The following is a 16,423-nucleotide window of genomic DNA, read 5'->3' on the forward strand; positions in this document are numbered from 1 at the left end:
TCAGCGCGAATCCCATGCCTCAGTCGGACGGCGCAACTTCGAGGAGGAAGGAGCCGACATAGCCGCGAGCGTCCTGCCAGAGGTCGACCGGGCGCAGGCCGGCGCCCCGGGCCAGAGCCCGAAAATCCTCGACGCCATATTTCCAGCTCCGGTCAATCGACAGAGGCTCGCCCTGCGCGAAGCGGAACAGCGTGTCTCCGATCCGCACATCCTGCGGGCCCAAGCTGATGAGATCTGCCGATATGCAGCCCCGGTCGGAATCATAGTGCACGCGATGCTCGAACAGGCGCCCGTCGAAATTGGCACCGAGCTGACGGTTGAGCCGGTCGAGCACGCCGAGGATCAACGCACGATTATAGCCGTGGGGATCGTCATAGGCGGACGACACGATCAACGGACTCTTGCGCAGATCGACGGTCACGAGGATCAGGCCGCCCGATCCGACCGCGCGCCCCAGCTGTGCGAGCAGGCCAATGGCGCTGGCGGGGTCGAAATTGCCGATGACATTGCCTGGCATGAAGGCGATCCTGCGTCCTCCACCCGCATTGGGAGGCAGGGTCATGGACGCGTGCAGATCGGCCCGCACGGCCTCCACCCACAAGCGCGGCCATTGTTGCTGGACCAGGCGGGCGTCCGCAAGCAGGCCTTCGCGCTCGTCGTCGACCGGGACATAAGCCCAGGGGGCGGCTAACAGCGAGATCAGCAGACGGATCTGGTCGAGGCATCCGCCACCGATCCCGATCAGCTGGGCCGCCGGCCCCACCACCTCGGCGATCGCACTGCCATGGGTGCGGAGTATCTCGATCTCGCACCGCTGGAGATAATATTCGGGCAAAGCACAAAGCTGCCGAAGCGCCGGCGAGTGGCGATCGATCAGCGCCAGTCCTGCGAGACTTTTCGGCTCCCGTCCCAGTGCATCGAGCACGACGCGCGCCAGTTCGGGCGTCGGCGACCCATGATCGTGGAAGGCGACGATGTCGCGCGCGGGCCGCCCCTGCCTCGATCCGTCGCCCGTCACCCTGTACTCCTAAAGCCCGTCGATGCCGGATCGATCAGTCGCTCTGAAGAGACAATGTCACGAGATATTCAACGATGTAAATAGAAGAGCGAACGGAGGCTTCACGAACGGCGCCTGACCAGCAAGATTCGCGGTCGACACAGTTCAAGACGGCCTGGGCAGGACAGGTAGGTCCTCTGCCGCTCAATGGTTCGGCAGATGCGTCCCCAGATGCTTGCCGGCGATGTAGCCGAAGGTCATGCCTGGGCCGAGCGTGCCACCCGCGCCGCCATAGACATCGCCCAACACGGCCGCCATCGCATTACCCGCGGCATAGAGACCGGGGATCGCATTGCCCTGCCAGTCGACCACCTGCGCATCGGCATTGGTCTTGGGGCCGCCCGCCGTTCCCAGCGCCCCCGCCTCCATCTTCACCGCATAGAAAGGCGGTTTGTCGATCACGCCCAGCGTGCGGAAGGGCGGCTCGAACTCCATGTCGCCCCACATGTAGAAATTGTCATAGCTGTTGTCGCCACGGTGGAACTCGTCGTCATGGCCGTTACGGACCATCGCATTGAAGCGTTCGATCTGCGCGCGCAGCCCGTCGCCGTCGATGCCCGCGATCCGCGCCAGTTCCTCGAGCGTATCGGCCTTCATCGCGAAGGCAGGCGCCGGCGCGCCGGGTGCGGCATTGAACAGGTGATATTTGTCCTTGTAGCGCTGGTCGACGATCAACCAGTAAGGCAGGTTCGCATAGCTGTGCGTCCCGGCATCGAAGGCGTGCAGCGACTTGCCGAGCGCGTTGTAATTGGCGGCCTCGTTGACGAAGCGCTGCCCTTTGCGGTTGACGAGAATGGCGCCCGGCCGCGCGCGCTCGTCGGAGCCCAGGAGATAATTGGGCTTGGCGGCACGGTGCTGCGGCTTGAACTCCAGCGTGCTCTGCATCCAGTAAGCGTTCTGCATATTGGCGATCTGCGCACCGGCCTCGATCGCCATCAGCAGCCCGTCGCCCTCATTCTCGGGAACGCTGACAGGCCCCGTCAAAGGGCCGCGCAGGAAGGCCTTCACCAGCGTCTCGTTCCACTCGAAACCGCCCGTTGCGATGACCACGCCCCGCCGCGCCCGGACATGGACAGTCCGGCCGCTCGCATCCTCGGCGATCACGCCCACGACCCGGTCGCCATCCTTGACCAGGCGGCGGGCGCGTGTTTCGAACTCCACGGGGATATTCCGCTCGATCACCGCCAGGAACAGCGAGCCCGCGAGCGCCTGGCCCAATCCGCGATAGTCGCCAGCCTCACGCTCGGCGAGGGTCTGCTCGTCCAGTGTTCCGCGCGTCGCTTCCATCAGGCTGCCGCGCAACGGATAGGCCATCTTGCTGGGGTTCACCCGCGACGCCCATTTGCCCAGCCGCGCGAAGGAGAAAGCGGCATTGTCGAGCGACCGCCCGCCATCGGGCTTCGCACCGGGAGCATAGGGCTGATAGTCCGGAAAGTCGGCGAAGGCATGGAGGCGCACCGGCGTCTTCTCGTCAAAGTAGCGCAGCATCTCGGGGCCGTTCTGCATGAACGCCCAGAGCGTCTCGGGATCGAGCGCCCCCGGCGCGAGCGAGTCGAGATAGGTGACGATATCCTCATCCGAATCCGCGATCCCGGCTGCCTGCTGGTGATGGTTGTTGGGTATCCAGAGCATGCCGCCCGACATTGCAGTGGTTCCACCCACCATGCCCGAGCGTTCGAGGATCACGACATCCTTCGCCCCGAAATCATGGGCCGTAATCGCTGCAGTCATCGCCGCCCCGCCCGACCCCAGGACGACGACGTCCGCTTCCCGGTCCCACACAACCGCTCCAGCCACGATTCTCTCCTCATCGATATCGTCGAAGAGAATTTTAATGTGACAGCGGTTTTATAAAACTATGACCTATGTCAGGTAAGGTTGCCCTGGGCGCGGGCTCAGCGGAGCGCCTTCACCTCTTCGGCGGTGACTGCATCACCATAATTATTGCCGAAGTGCGTTCTGACATAGTTGACCACCTCGGCCACCTGCTGGTCGGTCATCATGCGCCCAAGAGCAGGCATGCCGTTCATACCGTTGAGCAATATATAGACGGGATAGCCCCCTGCCTCCAGCTTGGGATTGGCCGCCAGCGCCGGGTAGAAGCCGGCCCCGTTGGAAACCCCCTCGCCCTTCGGCATATGACAACCGGCACAGACCCGCCGGTACATAGCTTCTCCGGTCGGTTCACTGAACTTCGCGGCGGTCACGAAGGCGCCGTCGGCATCACCGGCGGGGCCGCTCTGCGCGACCGCAGCCACGGCGCCGCCCGCCGCGAGCGCCAGCCCGGCGAGACAGAGGGCAGAAATGCTCTTACTCTTGCTCATGCAGTGTCCCTTCACGCCGCCTGAACCCGCTGATGCAGCCGCCCGATCGCGTCGAGCGCAGAAGTTATGCCGCCCTCCTGCCAGCCGCCGACATAGGAGGCATGTTCGCCGGCCAGCACGATGCGCCCGTCGAGCTGGCACAGATTCTTGTAATGCTGCGCCCGGCTCTCCTCGGTCCAGATGCCGAAGCAACCTTGCGTCCACGGCACGCGGTGCCAGCCTACCGACACGCCGCTGACGAACTCCTCGCGATATTGCGGGTGGATCTGCGCGCCCCAATCGAGGGTCAGGCGCACCCGTTCCTCGGGCGACAGGCTCGTGAATTCATAGGCATAGGCGCCATAGGCATAAGCGGCGAGCAGCGTCCCCGGCCCCTTCGAACCGTAATTGTAACTGGGATAGCTGATCTGCCCGATCGGAAGGTCGGTCGTGGTAATGCCGCCGTAGATCTGCTCGTCCTGTTCCCAGAAGCGTCGTTTGAACTCGATGCCGGTCTTGACGCTCGGCATATAGGGCACCGCGTGGATCGCGGCGTTCAGTTCAGGTCCGACGTTCATCTCGATCTGGCTGAGGATCGACAGAGGGATCGTGCAGATGCACCAGTCGGCTTTGGCCGTCAGCTGGTCGCCCTTGACCGTATCGACATAGTCGACGGTCACACCGGTTTCGGACTGGCGGATCGCCTTCACCTTGCTGTTCAGCCGGACCAGATGACCGACGGCGCGTTCAAAACCCTTGGCAACCTGCTCCATGCCGCCCACGGGCTGGAAGATCGCATATTGATGGTCGTTGGTCAGATGCTGGCCGATGCCGCGCCACAAGCCGGACTTGAGCACCGTGGACAGATCGAGCGGATCGGACGGGATCGGTTCGGCCGTCAGACCGCCGCCTGGATTCTTCTTCCATCCGCGCCGACCCGATGATTCCGGGCCTTTGACATAGCGATAACTGGAATCGAGCGCGCCCCAGCTCTTCAGCGCTTCCAGCAGGATGGCGCTATCCTCGGTGCTGACTTCGTCGGTCAGCGCGCTCTTCTTGACCGACTTGGCAAGAAGCTCGCCGACATGGCCGTAAAAGTCGGCCTGGATCGTGCTGTAGCGCTGCGGCTTGCCCCCGAACGCCTTGGTCGAGTGCAGATAGGCATTGTAGTTGAGCTGTTGAAAGGGCTCCAGCGCGACACCGAGTTGCTGGCAATAGTGCATGATCCCGCGATGCTGCCAAGGGATACGCCATGGACCGGGATTGATGTAGTTACCCGACGCGAAGGTGCATTTCTGGGTGGCGCCGCCAAGCTCGGTGTACGTGTCTCCGCCCTTCAGCGTCCAGCAGCGCCCGCCGATACGATCATTATACTCGAGCACCTGGACCTTGTAGCCGGCGCGGCTGAGCTCGAGCGCCGCCGTCATCCCCGCGACACCCGCGCCGAGAATGAGGACCGATGCGCCCTTGGCCCCGCCGGCGAGATCGATGGGCCCCTTGAACGGCGTCGGTGCTGCGTGGCCGAGGCTCGACATCGCCATATACATGGCGGAGGCCCCCCCAGCCTTACCGATCAGCGCCAGCAAGTCCCGCTTGGTCATGCCCCCGACTTGCTCTTCGGCCATTATTTTCCCCATGTACGACACCGGATCGGTGCCTCATGGGATCAGTGTCGGGACGAAAGCCGGGGCTGTTGATACGCCATCATGCGTATTGCGAGCGAAGCGCGCGGCGAGACCGGTTCAGTTGCCCCGAGAGCGCCAGACGCGCCAGCGTTCGACTTGCTGGTGAACCAGAATGAAACCGAGCGGGATGTAGAAGACCGCCAGCAAGGTGGCCGACACCATCCCGCCCAGAACCGAGGTGCCGATTGCGATACGGCTGTTTGCGCCCGGCCCCGTCGCCACGACCAGCGGCAGCACGCCGAAGATGAAGGCCGAGCTGGTCATCAGGATCGGGCGCAGGCGGATGCGCGCGGCGTCCAGCACGGCTTCGACCGCGCCGCGCCCCTCACGCACCGACCGCTCGGCGAATTCGATCATCAGGATCGCATTCTTCGCGGCAAGCCCCATGGTCGTGACCAGCCCGATCTGGAGATAGACATCGTTCTGAAGTCCCCTGAACGAAACAGCCAGGATCGCGCCGAGCAGGCCGAGCGGGATCACGAACAACACCGCGACGGGAACGGACCAGCTTTCGTACAACCCCGCAAGGCAGAGAAACACCACCAGCAGCGCGAGCACGTAGAGGATCCACGCCTGCCCGCCAGCGAGCCGCTCCTGAAAGGACGCTCCGGCCCAGGCGAGCGACACCCCCGGATATTTGCCGATGATCGCCTCGATCGCCGCCATCGCCTGGCCGGAGCTTGATCCCGGCGCCGCCTGTCCGTTGATCTCGAAATTGGGAATGCCGTTGAAGCGTGTCAGCGAGGTCGGCGCCTGGTTCCAGGAAATGGCGGCAAATGCGGAGAAAGGTACCATCTGCCCCGCATTGCCGCGCACATGCCAGAGATCGACATCCTCGGGCCGCGACCGGAACGGCGCATCGGCCTGGACATAGACGCGCTTGACGCGCCCGCGATCGACGAAGTCGTTCACATATCGCCCGCCCCAGGCCGCTGCCAACGTGGCATTGGCATCGGCGACCGACACGCCGAGCGCCGAGAGCTTCTGGTTATCGGTGGTGATCCGCAGCGTGGGCTGGTCGGGCAAGGTCGACAGCCGCACATTGGTCAGCAGCGGATCCTTGCGCGCTTCCGCCAGGACGGCGTCGCGGATCGTCAGAAAGGCGTCGCGGGGCATGCCGCTGCTGTTCTGCAGTTCGGCGGTGAAGCCCGAAGACTGGCCGAGACCGCGCACGACCGACGGCACGAGCGCGTAGAATTCGAGATCGCGATAGCCGCCCAGGGCCTGCGTCGCCCGCCGGGCTACCGCGTTGGCGGTGCGTTGCGCCCCGGGTCGATCGTCCCAGTTGATCAGCGACATGAAGCCGCGCCCTGCATTCTGCCCGCTGGCATTGCCGCCGCTGCCGGCCCCCGCGACGGTCAGGAGCGTCTTGATATTCTTGCCCTCCTGGCCGAGCAGATAGTCCTCTATTTGCCTCTGCGCGGCGCGGGTGCGCTCGAGCGTCGCGCCGGCAGGCAGGGTATATTGCAGCTGCGCGAACCCCTGATCCTCGCTCGGGAGAAAGCCGGTTGGAAGGCGGACGAACAGCAGCCCGAGCAGGATGACCATGGCCCCATAGACGAGCATGGCACCCCGGCGCCGGCCGATCGTCCAGGTCAGTCGCGCATGATAGCGTTCGGTGAGTCGAGCGAAACGCGGCTCGAACCAGTGGTGGAAAGCGAGGCTCCAGCGCGCGAGCCGGCCACTGCCCTCCCCGCCCTCGCGCGGCTTGAGCAACGTCGAGGTCAGCGCGGGGCTGAGGATCAGGGCAACCAGCACCGACAGTGCCATCGCCGACACGATCGTCACCGAGAACTGACGATAGATGACGCCCGTCGATCCGCCGAAAAAGGCCATGGGCAGGAACACCGCCGACAGCACCAGCGCGATCGCCACCAGCGCGCCCTGGATCTCCTGCATCGAAAGGATCGTTGCTTCGCGCGGAGACATGCCCGGATTTTCGTGCATCAGCCGCTCGACATTCTCGACCACGACGATCGCATCGTCGACCAGCAGACCGATCGCCAGCACCATGCCGAAGAGGGTGAGCGTGTTGATCGAATAGCCCACCATCGCGAGGACGGCGAAGGTCCCCAGCAGCACCACCGGCACCGCGATCGCCGGGATGAGGGTCGCCCGCCAGCTCTGGAGAAAGATGAAGATCACCAGCACGACGAGCACCACCGCTTCGAACAGCGTGTGCACGACATCCTCGACCGACTTCTCCAGGAACGCGGTCGTGTCGTTCGCATAGGCATAGGTGAAGCCGCGCGGGAAATCCTTGGCCTGCTTCTCGATCTCGGCCTTGACCAGCCGGGCCGTGATCAGCGCGTCGGCGCCGGGCGCGAGCGAGATACCCATGCCCGCGCCCGGGTGCCGGTTGACCCGGCTGACGACATTGTAGCTCTCCGCGCCCAGTTCGATCCGGGCGACGTCGGACAGGAGCACGGATGCTCCGTCCGCCGTCGACTTGACGACGATGCGCGCAAACTCTTCGGGTGAGGTCAGGCGTGACTGTGCGGTGATGGTGGCATTGAGCAACTGCCCAGCCGGGCTCGGAAGGCCGCCGACCACGCCCGCCGCGACCTCGACATTCTGCGAAGCGACCGCCTGTATGACGTCGCCCGGCATCAGCGCGTTGGCCGCCAGCTTGTTGGGATCCAGCCAGATGCGCATCGCATATTGGGTGCCGAAGACGGTGGTTTGTCCCACGCCGGGGATCCTCCCGATCGGGTCCTGCAGGCGCGACACCATGAAGTCGGCCACATCGATGTTGGTCGAACGATCGGTGGTGTCGAATATGGTGGCAATCAGCAGCTGATCGGGATTGGACTTGGTGACGGTGACGCCCTGCTCCTGCACCGCCTGGGGCAGCCGCCCCATCGCCTGCTGGACCTTGTTCTGCACCTGGACCTGGGCGATGTCGGGGTTGGTTCCCTTGGCGAAAACGACGGTGATCTGAACCTGCCCCTGGGCGCTGGAGGTCGCGCTGAAATAAAGCAGACCGTCGATGCCGGTCAGTTGCTGCTCGATCACCTGCGTCACGCTGGTTTCGAGCGTGGTGGCCGACGCCCCCGGATAGGTGGCGTTGACGTTCACCTGCGGCGGCGCGATGTCGGGAAACTGCTCGATCGACATCGTCGTCAGGGCCACCACCCCTACCAATATGGTGATGATGGCAACGACGCAGGCCAGGATCGGCCGGGCTATGAAAAAGCGGGACATGACATCAGCGCGCCGCCTTGTCCTTGGCCGACTTGGGCCGTTGCGGCGTCGTATCGGGCACCGCCTTCACCGGCTGATCGGGCCGCGCCTTGCCCAGCCCCTGCGTGATCAGCTTGTCGCCGGGTTTCAGCCCGGCGGTCACCACCCAATTGCTGCCGACAGTGCGTTCAGCCGTGACGAGGCGTTGCTCGGCCTTGTCGCCCTTGCCCACCAGCAACACCTGCGCCCGCCCCTGTGCGTCGCGCCCCAGCGCGCTCTGCGGCACCAGCATGACACCGCGTTGCACCCCCTTCACCAGCATCGCCCGCACGAACATGCCCGGCATCAGCAGATTGTCGGGATTGTCGAACCGCGCCCGGAGGGTCACCGTGCTGGTTCCGGTCGCCACGGAGACTTCGGAGAACTGGAGGCGCCCGACCGTCGGGTAGATTTCGCCGTCGTCGAGCTTCAGGCGGACTTCCACGCCCATTTTCCCGCCGTCCCGAAGGGCGATCCGCCGCAGGCGGAACAGCTCGGTCGCGTTCTGCTGGATGTCGACATTGATCGGATCGAGCACGCTGATCCGGGCCAGCGGCTCGACCTGATTGATGCTGACCAGCGCGCCTTCGGTCAGCAGCGATCGGCCGACGATGCCCGACACTGGCGCAGGCACGGTGGTGAAGCGCAGATTTATCCGCGCCGTCTCCAGCGCCGCGCGATTCTGCGCGACCGACGCAGCCGCCTGAAGCGAAGTCGCCACGGCATCGTCGAAGTCCTGCTGCGACACCGCCTGCGCATTGGCGAGCGGGGTCAGGCGATCGGCGCGCTTCCGCGTCGCCTTGGCCAGTGCCTCGGCCGCCGCCAGATTGGCGGAGGCCTGCCGCACGGCGGTCTGGTACAGGCTGGGATCGATCTCGTAGAGCGGCTGTCCGGCGCGGACGAACTGCCCCTCCTCGAACAGCCGTCGGCGGATGACCCCCGTGATCTGTGGCCGCACCTCCGCCTCGCGCACCGCCGTGGTCCGTCCGGGCAGTTCCGCCTCGAGGGGCACGTCCTGGTAGCGCATCGTGCGATAGCCGACTTCGGGCGGCCCCTTGTCGCGCTCCTCGCGCGCGGAGCAGCCGGCGAGCGACAGCGTCGCCACCGCCACCAGCAGCAACGTCGGAACGCGACGACGCGACGTTTCAATAATCCGTGCGGGCTTCAAGATTGGCCTCTACCTGAGCGCGCTCGGTCCAGAGCGTGCGGAGTTGTTTGCGGGAAATGAGATCGAGCTGGTCGCTGCGATGGGGAGAGCCGGGCTGGCTGCTGTTGCCATAGCTCATCACGCCCATCGCCTTGGGCTTCTGTCCGAATTCGATCAGGGCGACCCAGGTTTCGCCGGCCGTGGGCGTGCGGCGGCCGTTGCGCAGAGGCCCCCATGTGATCGTGCGGAACAGGCCGAGATTGCCGAAGCCGCCATTGCCCGGCCGGTCGACATCGCCGATCGCGAAGCGCGAGACCTCACCGAAGGGACGGTCGAGCGCACCGAATTGGGCGATGGTGGTGTCGGCTGCCTGCCGCAGCAGAAGCAGTGCCTTCGCCACGTCACCGACCCCGCTGGGCGTATCGATCGGCGATTGCGCGTCCCAGCGCCGGGCGAAGGATGCGTCATCGGTGAAGCGGGATCCCATGAAGAGCCGCGCCCAGCTCTCGAACAGCAGGGCCCCCCGCGAGTCCGCCTCGAAACGGCCATCCCATGCGGCCAGCACCGCGCCCGCGCTCCGTACCATTGGATCGGAAGAGGCCAGCGCGGCGGGAAGCATGTCCGGCAGGACCCGCCCGGCGAGCAGCGCAGTCGTATCGTGCTTGCGCGCCAGCAACTGGTCGAAGGTCAGCCGGTCGGTACCGAGCAGCTGGCGCACCGACATCTGCGCGCGCAGCGACATCGGCCCCGGCGGCGCGACATAAGCAGGGAAGTCGGTCGCGCGGTAAGGCTGCGGCCAGGTCGGCGTCCATGGCGGGTCGTTCGCATTCTGGACGAAGCCGCTCGGCGGATCGATCACCTTCGGCAGGTCATCATAGCCATGGACGGCGGTGACAAGGTCCGCGGAATCGTCACCCGGCACCGGCCGCGACCAGTCGGCGAAACTGCCCTTACGCCGCCGGGGCAATATGCCGTTGTCCATGTACAGGATGTGCCCGTCGCGATCGGCATAGACGATGTTGAACATCGGGATCTGCATCCGGCGCAGGATCGAGACGAACTCATCCAGGCCCGATGCCCGCGCCATGTCGAAATACTGCTGGAGCATGCCAGGCCGATCAAGGCCCGCGACATGGACCGCCACGGTGTCGCCGTCGGCCGTTTCGAAAACGGGACCGTGGACGGTCGAGCGGATCGTCAGCCGCTCACTCCGCAACTGCCCGTCCGGCTCGCGCACGAGCAGTTCGCGTGTGCGCAGGTCGAACGGACGGACCTTGCCGTCGAGCACATAGCCCCCATCCTGCAGCGTCAGCCGATAGGTCGTCGAGCCGAGGATGGTGTTGACCGTGTTGGTGAAGCCGATCTTGTCGGTAAAGGCAAAGCGGATGATCGGCAGCCCGACCTGCGTGGCGCCATAGATCGAGAAACCCGGCGCGCTGATCTGCGCCTCATAATAGGTATATTGCCCCGGCGCCCAGGGCAGGTGCGGATTGGCGAGCAGCATCGCGTTGCCGCTGGCCGAGCGCGACGGTGCGACCGCCCAGGCGTTGGAGCCGCCAGCCGGCTCCTCCCCCAGCGTCTTTTGCCGTGACGCGATGTAGACATAGTTCACGAGCCGCAGCGCGTGCGCGATCACGTCGGTGCCAGTGACCGGCAGCACGCGTCGTACTTCGGGATCCAGGGCCTGGGGATTGGCTGCGGCATAATCGTTGATGCCCGCAGCGAATGCGTCGAGATCCGCGCGGAAACCGGGCGTCTGCAACCGGTACCATTCGGCCGCCCGCTCCGCTATGCCATGAGAGAGAGTCCAGCGATCGTCGGCGAGATGCTCGGCCCCCCAATATTCGGCGCCGCGCCCCCGCGCGAGGCCATAGAGTCGCAGAATCACATTGCCGTGGCTGTGCGCCTGCGCCCATCCGAAGCCGCGAAAGGCGTCTGCCTCGCTCTTCGCATAGACATGCGGCACGCCGTAGCGGTCCCAGAGGATTTCCCCATGGCGTTCCGCGGCATGAGCGACGTCGCCGAGGGCCGCGCAAAGGATGATACTGATTCCGCGAATAAAATTGGCTGTTATACTTGCTCGATGCTTGGCCATGTCACGCCGGATCATGCGTCAGTCCTCTGCAATGCAGCATGAAACGCCCGGTAATTACCGAAAAAAATGGCGGATTTCTGCGGCGCAGCAACGTATTCGCCTTGTTCGGCGAGGGCGACGGACTTATGTGCGACCCAAGCGCATCTAGAACGCTTTACAGGTGTGATGCTGCGGAGATGGGCCCGTTCGTCGAAGCCCGAACCGTTCGGCAAAGACCTGATGCGATATCGATCGTAGATAAAAATAAAGTAATTACAAAAAGATAAATGTCGTTTGCAGGAGTATTTGCTATGAAGAACTTGGTTGTCGCACTGTCGGCGGCTTGCCTTCTGGCGCTGCCCGCCGCCGTTTCGGCCGAGGGCCGTCAGCCGGTGTCGTTCAAGACGTCGGTCGAAGGTGTCAATCTGCTCGATCCCGTCGCCGTCGAACAGTTCCGGAACCGCATGACGCGCGAAATCGCCGCCATGTGCGAGCCGGAAGATCGCGTCGGCGGCGATGGTCAGCCCGATTGGCGCTGCCGTCGCGAGATGAACGCCAGCCTCGACGCGGCGCTCCGCACCGCAGCCGAGAATAACTCGGTGCGCGTCGCCGCGAACTGAGGCCACCGTCCGGCGACGGACGGGCCCAAGCCTTGCGAACGACCTCCGATACCCGCGTATCGGAGGTCGTTCTGCGTTTGCGGGTCCCCCTCCCGCAAAATGGACGCTTGATGCGGCGCGCATCCCCGATCCTAGGCAGCCAGGGCCCGCTGGTGCAGCCGGGTGATGGCGTCGATCGAGGACAGCAGCGCTCCCTCCTGCCAGCAGCCATAATAAGAGGCATGTTCACCAGCGAGGGCGATGCGGCCGTCTAGCGCGACGAGATTCTGGTAATGCTCCTTGCGCGTCGCCTCGGTCCAGGTGGCGCAGCATCCGAGTATCCAGGGCTGGCGCGCCCAGGCGAAGGAGGCGCCGTTCATATACTCCTTGCGAATTTCCGGGTGGAACAGCGAGCCCTGTTCAAGCGCCGCTTCGATGCGCTGCTCATGCGTCATGCCCGCGATCATGAACCCGCCCGGGCCGCCCGACAGGGAGGTGAGCATGCCCGGAGCATCGCGGAAGAAATCGAAATTGGGATAGGACAGCGTCCCGATCGACGGATGATCCGAAAAGCTGTGCCCGCCATAGATGGAGTAGTCCTCCTCCCAGAAGCGGCGGCGCATCTCGAGGCCCATCTTGGCCGAGCTCGAATAGGGCAGCGCCTTGATGGCCGCCTTCTTGGCATCGCTGATCTGGATGTCCATCTGGTTGAGGATGCTGGTCGGCAGCGTGCACACGCACCAGTCGGCCTTGGCCTCGCCCTTCTGCCCGGTCCTGGCATCTTCCCAGGCGACGCTGACGCCCTTGGGGCTTTGGGCGATCTTCACGACCTTCGTGTTGTAGCGGATCATCTGGCCCAGCTGCTGGGCGAAGGCCTTGCCGATCATGTCCATGCCGCCCTTGGGCTGGAACATGGTCGTCTGCATCACATAGTTGAAATAGAAGCCCATCTGGGACCAGACCTTCGAGGAGAGCACGTCTCCCAAGGCGTTGACCTTCGACGGGGTCGGAGCACCGCCGACGCCGCCACCGGGCGCCCGGTCATAGCCACGCTGGGCCGACACCGCGATGCTGCTGTCATAGGCGAGGTCGGCATTGAGCACGCCCCATTCGCGCATCGCCTGGAGCAGCTTCTCCTTGTCTTCCTTGCCCAGCGTCGTGTCGAGCGCGCCCGCATTGAGCGACTTGGACAGCAATTCCGAGACATGGCCCTTGAAGTCGACAGCAAGCTCGCGATAGCGCTGCGGCTTGCCGCCAAAGGCATCCTTGCGATGAACGAACACATTGTGGTTCATCTGAATGAACGGTTCGAGCTCGACCCCGAAAGCCTTGCAATAATGGAGGATGGTCCGGTGGTGGTGCGGGATGCGCCACGGGCCCGGGTTGAGATAATTGCCCGGTGCGAAATTGACCGACTGGGTGGCGCCACCCACTTCGACGATCTTGTCACCACCGCGCACCGTATAGTTCCGGCCCCCGGGTCGATCCTGATATTCGAGCAGCTGGACCTTGTAGCCGGCCTTGGACAGCTCATAGGCGGCGACCAGCCCCGCCAGGCCCGCGCCCAGTACCACCACCGACGCGCCGGGGCGAGCGCCGGTCAGCTTGGGCGGCCCGCCGAACTGCGTCTCGGCCGCATGACCCAACGCCGTCATGGCCTGATACATCGCCATGCCCCCGCCGACGCGGCCGATCATCGTCAGCCATTCCCGGCGCGTCTGCGGCGCCATGTCGTTGAGCATCGGCCGATCCCCCTTGGTACTCTCTCGAAATCAGTTGCAGGTGGTACAGTCGGGAGCGGATCCCGGATTGCCGGCGCCTACCCGCTTCACGTCCTCGACCGTGACCGGATCGGGATAGTTATTGAAATGGCTGCGGATATAGGTTGCGACCGCAGCCATCTGCTCGGGCGTCAGCATGTCGGTGAACCAGGGCATCCCGCCCCGCCCCTTCAGCAGCAGGGTGATCGGATAATCCTTGTCCTTGAGCTTCGGATTGTTCGCGAGCGCCGGAATCGCCGCGCCCGCGCCGCCGCCGCCCTTGGCGTCGGCCATGTGGCAGGCCTGGCAGATCTGCTCGTAGACGAGCTTGCCTTCGTTCGCGACCTGCACCGCGCTGACGCCGCCCGCAGAGTCCTGCGCAGAAGCCGATGCCGTGGCGACCAACGCGACGACAGCGCCCGCCGCAGCCACCAGCAACGACCGCTCCAGCCTCATGCGGCGAGTGCCTTCTGGTGCAGCCGCTCAATCGCATCGAGCGCGGAGAGCAGCGAGCCCTCCATCCAGCCGCCATAATAGGTCGCATGCTCACCGGCGAGGACGATGCGGCCGTCGAGCGCGACCAGATTCTGGTAATGCGCCGCCCGGCTTTCTTCGGTCCAGCGCGAGGTACAGCCGAGGATCCAGGGCTGGCGACTCCATGCGAAGGATACGCCGCTCGCATATTCCTTCCGATATTCGGCAGGGTGGAAGACCGATCCCTGCGCCAGCGCCGCCTCGATCCGTTGCTCGGGCGTCATGCCCGTCAGTTGCAGCGCGCCGGCATTGCTGGCGAAAGCGCCCACGAGCACCGCCGGGCCATCCTGGAAGAAATTGTTGTTCGGGTAGGACACCAGCCCGATCGCCTGATCGGTGAAGCTGTGCCCGCCATAGATGGAATAATCTTCTTCCCAGAAGCGACGGCGCATCTCGAGACCGATCTTGAGCTGGCCGTTATACGGCACGGCGCGGATCGCGGCCTTCATCTTTGGCCCGACCTGCACGTCGAGCTGACTCAGGACCGGCAGCGGGATCGTGCAGACGCACCAATCGGCCTTGGTATCGCTCACCTGCCCGGTCTTCAGGTCTTCCCAGCTGACGGTGACGCCCTTGGCGCTCTGAGCAACCTTGGTCACCTTGGCATTATAGCGGATCATATTGCCAAGCTGCTTGGCAAAGCCCTTGCCGATCATGTCCATGCCGCCCTTGGGCTGGAACATGGTCGTCTGCATCACATAGTTGAAATAGAAGCCCATCTGCGTCCACACATTGGACGCGAGGACATCGCTCAGACCATTGACCTTGGAAGGCGTCGGAGCGCCGCCAACCCCACCACCCGGCGGCTGGTCATAGCCACGCTGGCCCGACACCTTGAGGCTGCTGGTGTAGGCCAGCTTGTCGTCGAGCACGCCCCATTCGCGCATCGCCAGGAGGAGCTTCTCCTTGTCCTCCTTGCTTACCTTGTCGTCGAGCGCACCCGCGTTGAGCGACTTTGACAGCAGTTCCGAGACATGGCCCTTGAAGTCGACCGCCAGCTCCTTGTAGCGCTGCGGCTTGCCGCCGAAGGCGCTGGTCCGGTGGACGAACACATTGTGGTTCATCTGGACGAACGGCTCGAGCTCCACCCCGAACGCCTTGCAATAATGCAGCAGCGTCCGGTGATGGTGCGGAATGCGCCACGGACCAGGGTTCAGATAATTGCCGGCCGAGAAGGTGCAGGTCTGTTCCGATCCGCCGACCTCGACCACCTTGTCGCCGCCGCGCACCGAATAATTCCGGCCGCCGGGCCGGTCCTGATATTCGAGGATCTGGACCTTGTAGCCGGCTTTTGCCAGTTCGTAAGCGGCCAGCATGCCCGCAAGGCCGGCACCCAGCACCACCACCGACGCCCCCGGCCGCGCTCCGCTGAGTTTCGGCGGCCCCTTGAACTGGGTCTCTGCGGCATGCCCCAGAGCCGTCATCGCCTGGTACAGCGCAACACCGCCCCCCATCCGGCCGATCATGGTCAGGAGATCGCGGCGCGAGGGTCCGGAAGAAGTGTCTGTCATCGAACTACCTTTTCGGGCGGAGCCGGGGAGCAGGGATCAGGGCGCCTTGGCGGCAATCGCCTCGATCTCGACGAGCGTGGTGGGTCGGCCGAGCGCGGCGACCTGCACGGTCGAGCGGGTCGGCTTGTTGGGCTGCTCGGGCGTTCCGAAGAAGGTCTTGAACACCTCGTTCATGGCCGGCGCGTCCATCCGCCCTTCCCGCTCGGGAACGCCGACCAGAAACACGGTCATCTTGACGATGTCGCCCATGCCGAGGCCGAGCTTTTCCAGCTGCGCCTTCATCTTGGTGAGGATCGACAGCGTCTGCGCCTTGGTGTCGCCGAACTCCTCGGGCTTGGCCGGGTCGACCGGAGAGGCCGTGCTGCCGGAGAGGAAGTAGAGCTTGGTGCCCGGCGGCACCATCGCGCTGCTCGCGATCACCGCCGTCGGATTGGCGGAGGTCCGCTCGATCTGGGCTTGCGCGCCCGAGGCCCCAAGGGCCAGGGCGATGGCGGCGGTCATGGCGATCGTGCGGATCATGGCATGTCTCCT

At 64.7% G+C, this 16,423-nt stretch carries 12 protein-coding genes; 1 reads left to right on the forward strand and 11 read right to left on the reverse strand.

The features are described 5' to 3' along the window. Positions 1-19 precede the first annotated feature (19 nt). From G6P88_RS04280 to G6P88_RS04310, 7 genes are all read right to left on the reverse strand, one after another. Positions 20-1,018: an L-histidine N(alpha)-methyltransferase gene (locus G6P88_RS04280; protein WP_165321994.1), complete on the reverse strand. Its 999-nt coding sequence runs from the start codon at positions 1,016-1,018 to the stop codon at positions 20-22. 183 nt (positions 1,019-1,201) lie between these two features. Beyond that, positions 1,202-2,854, reverse strand: coding sequence for an FAD-binding protein (locus G6P88_RS04285; protein ID WP_226946720.1), 1,653 nt, complete (start codon positions 2,852-2,854; stop codon positions 1,202-1,204). A 98-nt stretch (positions 2,855-2,952) separates the two neighbouring features. Beyond that, positions 2,953-3,381, reverse strand: coding sequence for a c-type cytochrome (locus G6P88_RS04290; RefSeq protein WP_165321995.1), 429 nt, complete (start codon positions 3,379-3,381; stop codon positions 2,953-2,955). Between the two features lie 11 nt (positions 3,382-3,392). Continuing rightward, positions 3,393-4,985 carry a flavin monoamine oxidase family protein gene (locus tag G6P88_RS04295; protein ID WP_206335856.1) on the reverse strand — a complete coding sequence of 531 codons (1,593 nt, stop codon included), beginning with the start codon at positions 4,983-4,985 and terminating at the stop codon, positions 3,393-3,395. A gap of 117 nt (positions 4,986-5,102) precedes the next feature. Further along, positions 5,103-8,249, reverse strand: a complete 3,147-nt coding sequence (locus G6P88_RS04300) for an efflux RND transporter permease subunit (protein WP_165321996.1) — start codon at positions 8,247-8,249, stop codon at positions 5,103-5,105. 4 nt (positions 8,250-8,253) lie between these two features. Then, on the reverse strand, positions 8,254-9,435 hold the full coding sequence (locus tag G6P88_RS04305) for an efflux RND transporter periplasmic adaptor subunit (protein ID WP_226946721.1): 1,182 nt from the start codon (positions 9,433-9,435) through the stop codon (positions 8,254-8,256). Continuing rightward, positions 9,413-11,524, reverse strand: a complete 2,112-nt coding sequence (locus G6P88_RS04310) for an acylase (RefSeq protein WP_226946722.1) — start codon at positions 11,522-11,524, stop codon at positions 9,413-9,415. The genes G6P88_RS04305 and G6P88_RS04310 overlap by 23 nt, the downstream gene beginning before the upstream one ends. 275 nt (positions 11,525-11,799) lie before the next feature. On the opposite strand from G6P88_RS04310, the gene G6P88_RS04315 reads away from it, so the two are divergent. Then, the gene (locus G6P88_RS04315) at positions 11,800-12,108 is read left to right on the forward strand and encodes a UrcA family protein (RefSeq protein ID WP_165321997.1); all 309 of its coding nucleotides are present in this window, start codon (positions 11,800-11,802) and stop codon (positions 12,106-12,108) included. Between the two features lie 131 nt (positions 12,109-12,239). Here G6P88_RS04315 and G6P88_RS04320 read toward each other — a convergent pair whose 3' ends face one another. The 4 genes from G6P88_RS04320 to G6P88_RS04335 are packed head-to-tail and all read right to left on the reverse strand — an operon-like array spanning position 12,240 to position 16,411. Next, the gene (locus G6P88_RS04320) at positions 12,240-13,829 is read right to left on the reverse strand and encodes a flavin monoamine oxidase family protein (protein ID WP_165321998.1); all 1,590 of its coding nucleotides are present in this window, start codon (positions 13,827-13,829) and stop codon (positions 12,240-12,242) included. A 30-nt stretch (positions 13,830-13,859) separates the two neighbouring features. Continuing rightward, the gene (locus G6P88_RS04325) at positions 13,860-14,303 is read right to left on the reverse strand and encodes a c-type cytochrome (protein ID WP_165321999.1); all 444 of its coding nucleotides are present in this window, start codon (positions 14,301-14,303) and stop codon (positions 13,860-13,862) included. Continuing rightward, positions 14,300-15,892: a flavin monoamine oxidase family protein gene (locus G6P88_RS04330; protein ID WP_165322000.1), complete on the reverse strand. Its 1,593-nt coding sequence runs from the start codon at positions 15,890-15,892 to the stop codon at positions 14,300-14,302. The genes G6P88_RS04325 and G6P88_RS04330 overlap by 4 nt, the downstream gene beginning before the upstream one ends. 36 nt (positions 15,893-15,928) lie before the next feature. Next, positions 15,929-16,411, reverse strand: coding sequence for a Rid family hydrolase (locus G6P88_RS04335; protein WP_165322001.1), 483 nt, complete (start codon positions 16,409-16,411; stop codon positions 15,929-15,931). Positions 16,412-16,423 lie beyond the last annotated feature (12 nt).

This window comes from Rhizorhabdus phycosphaerae (genome assembly GCF_011044255.1).
Classification (GTDB): Bacteria; Pseudomonadota; Alphaproteobacteria; order Sphingomonadales; family Sphingomonadaceae; genus Rhizorhabdus; species Rhizorhabdus phycosphaerae.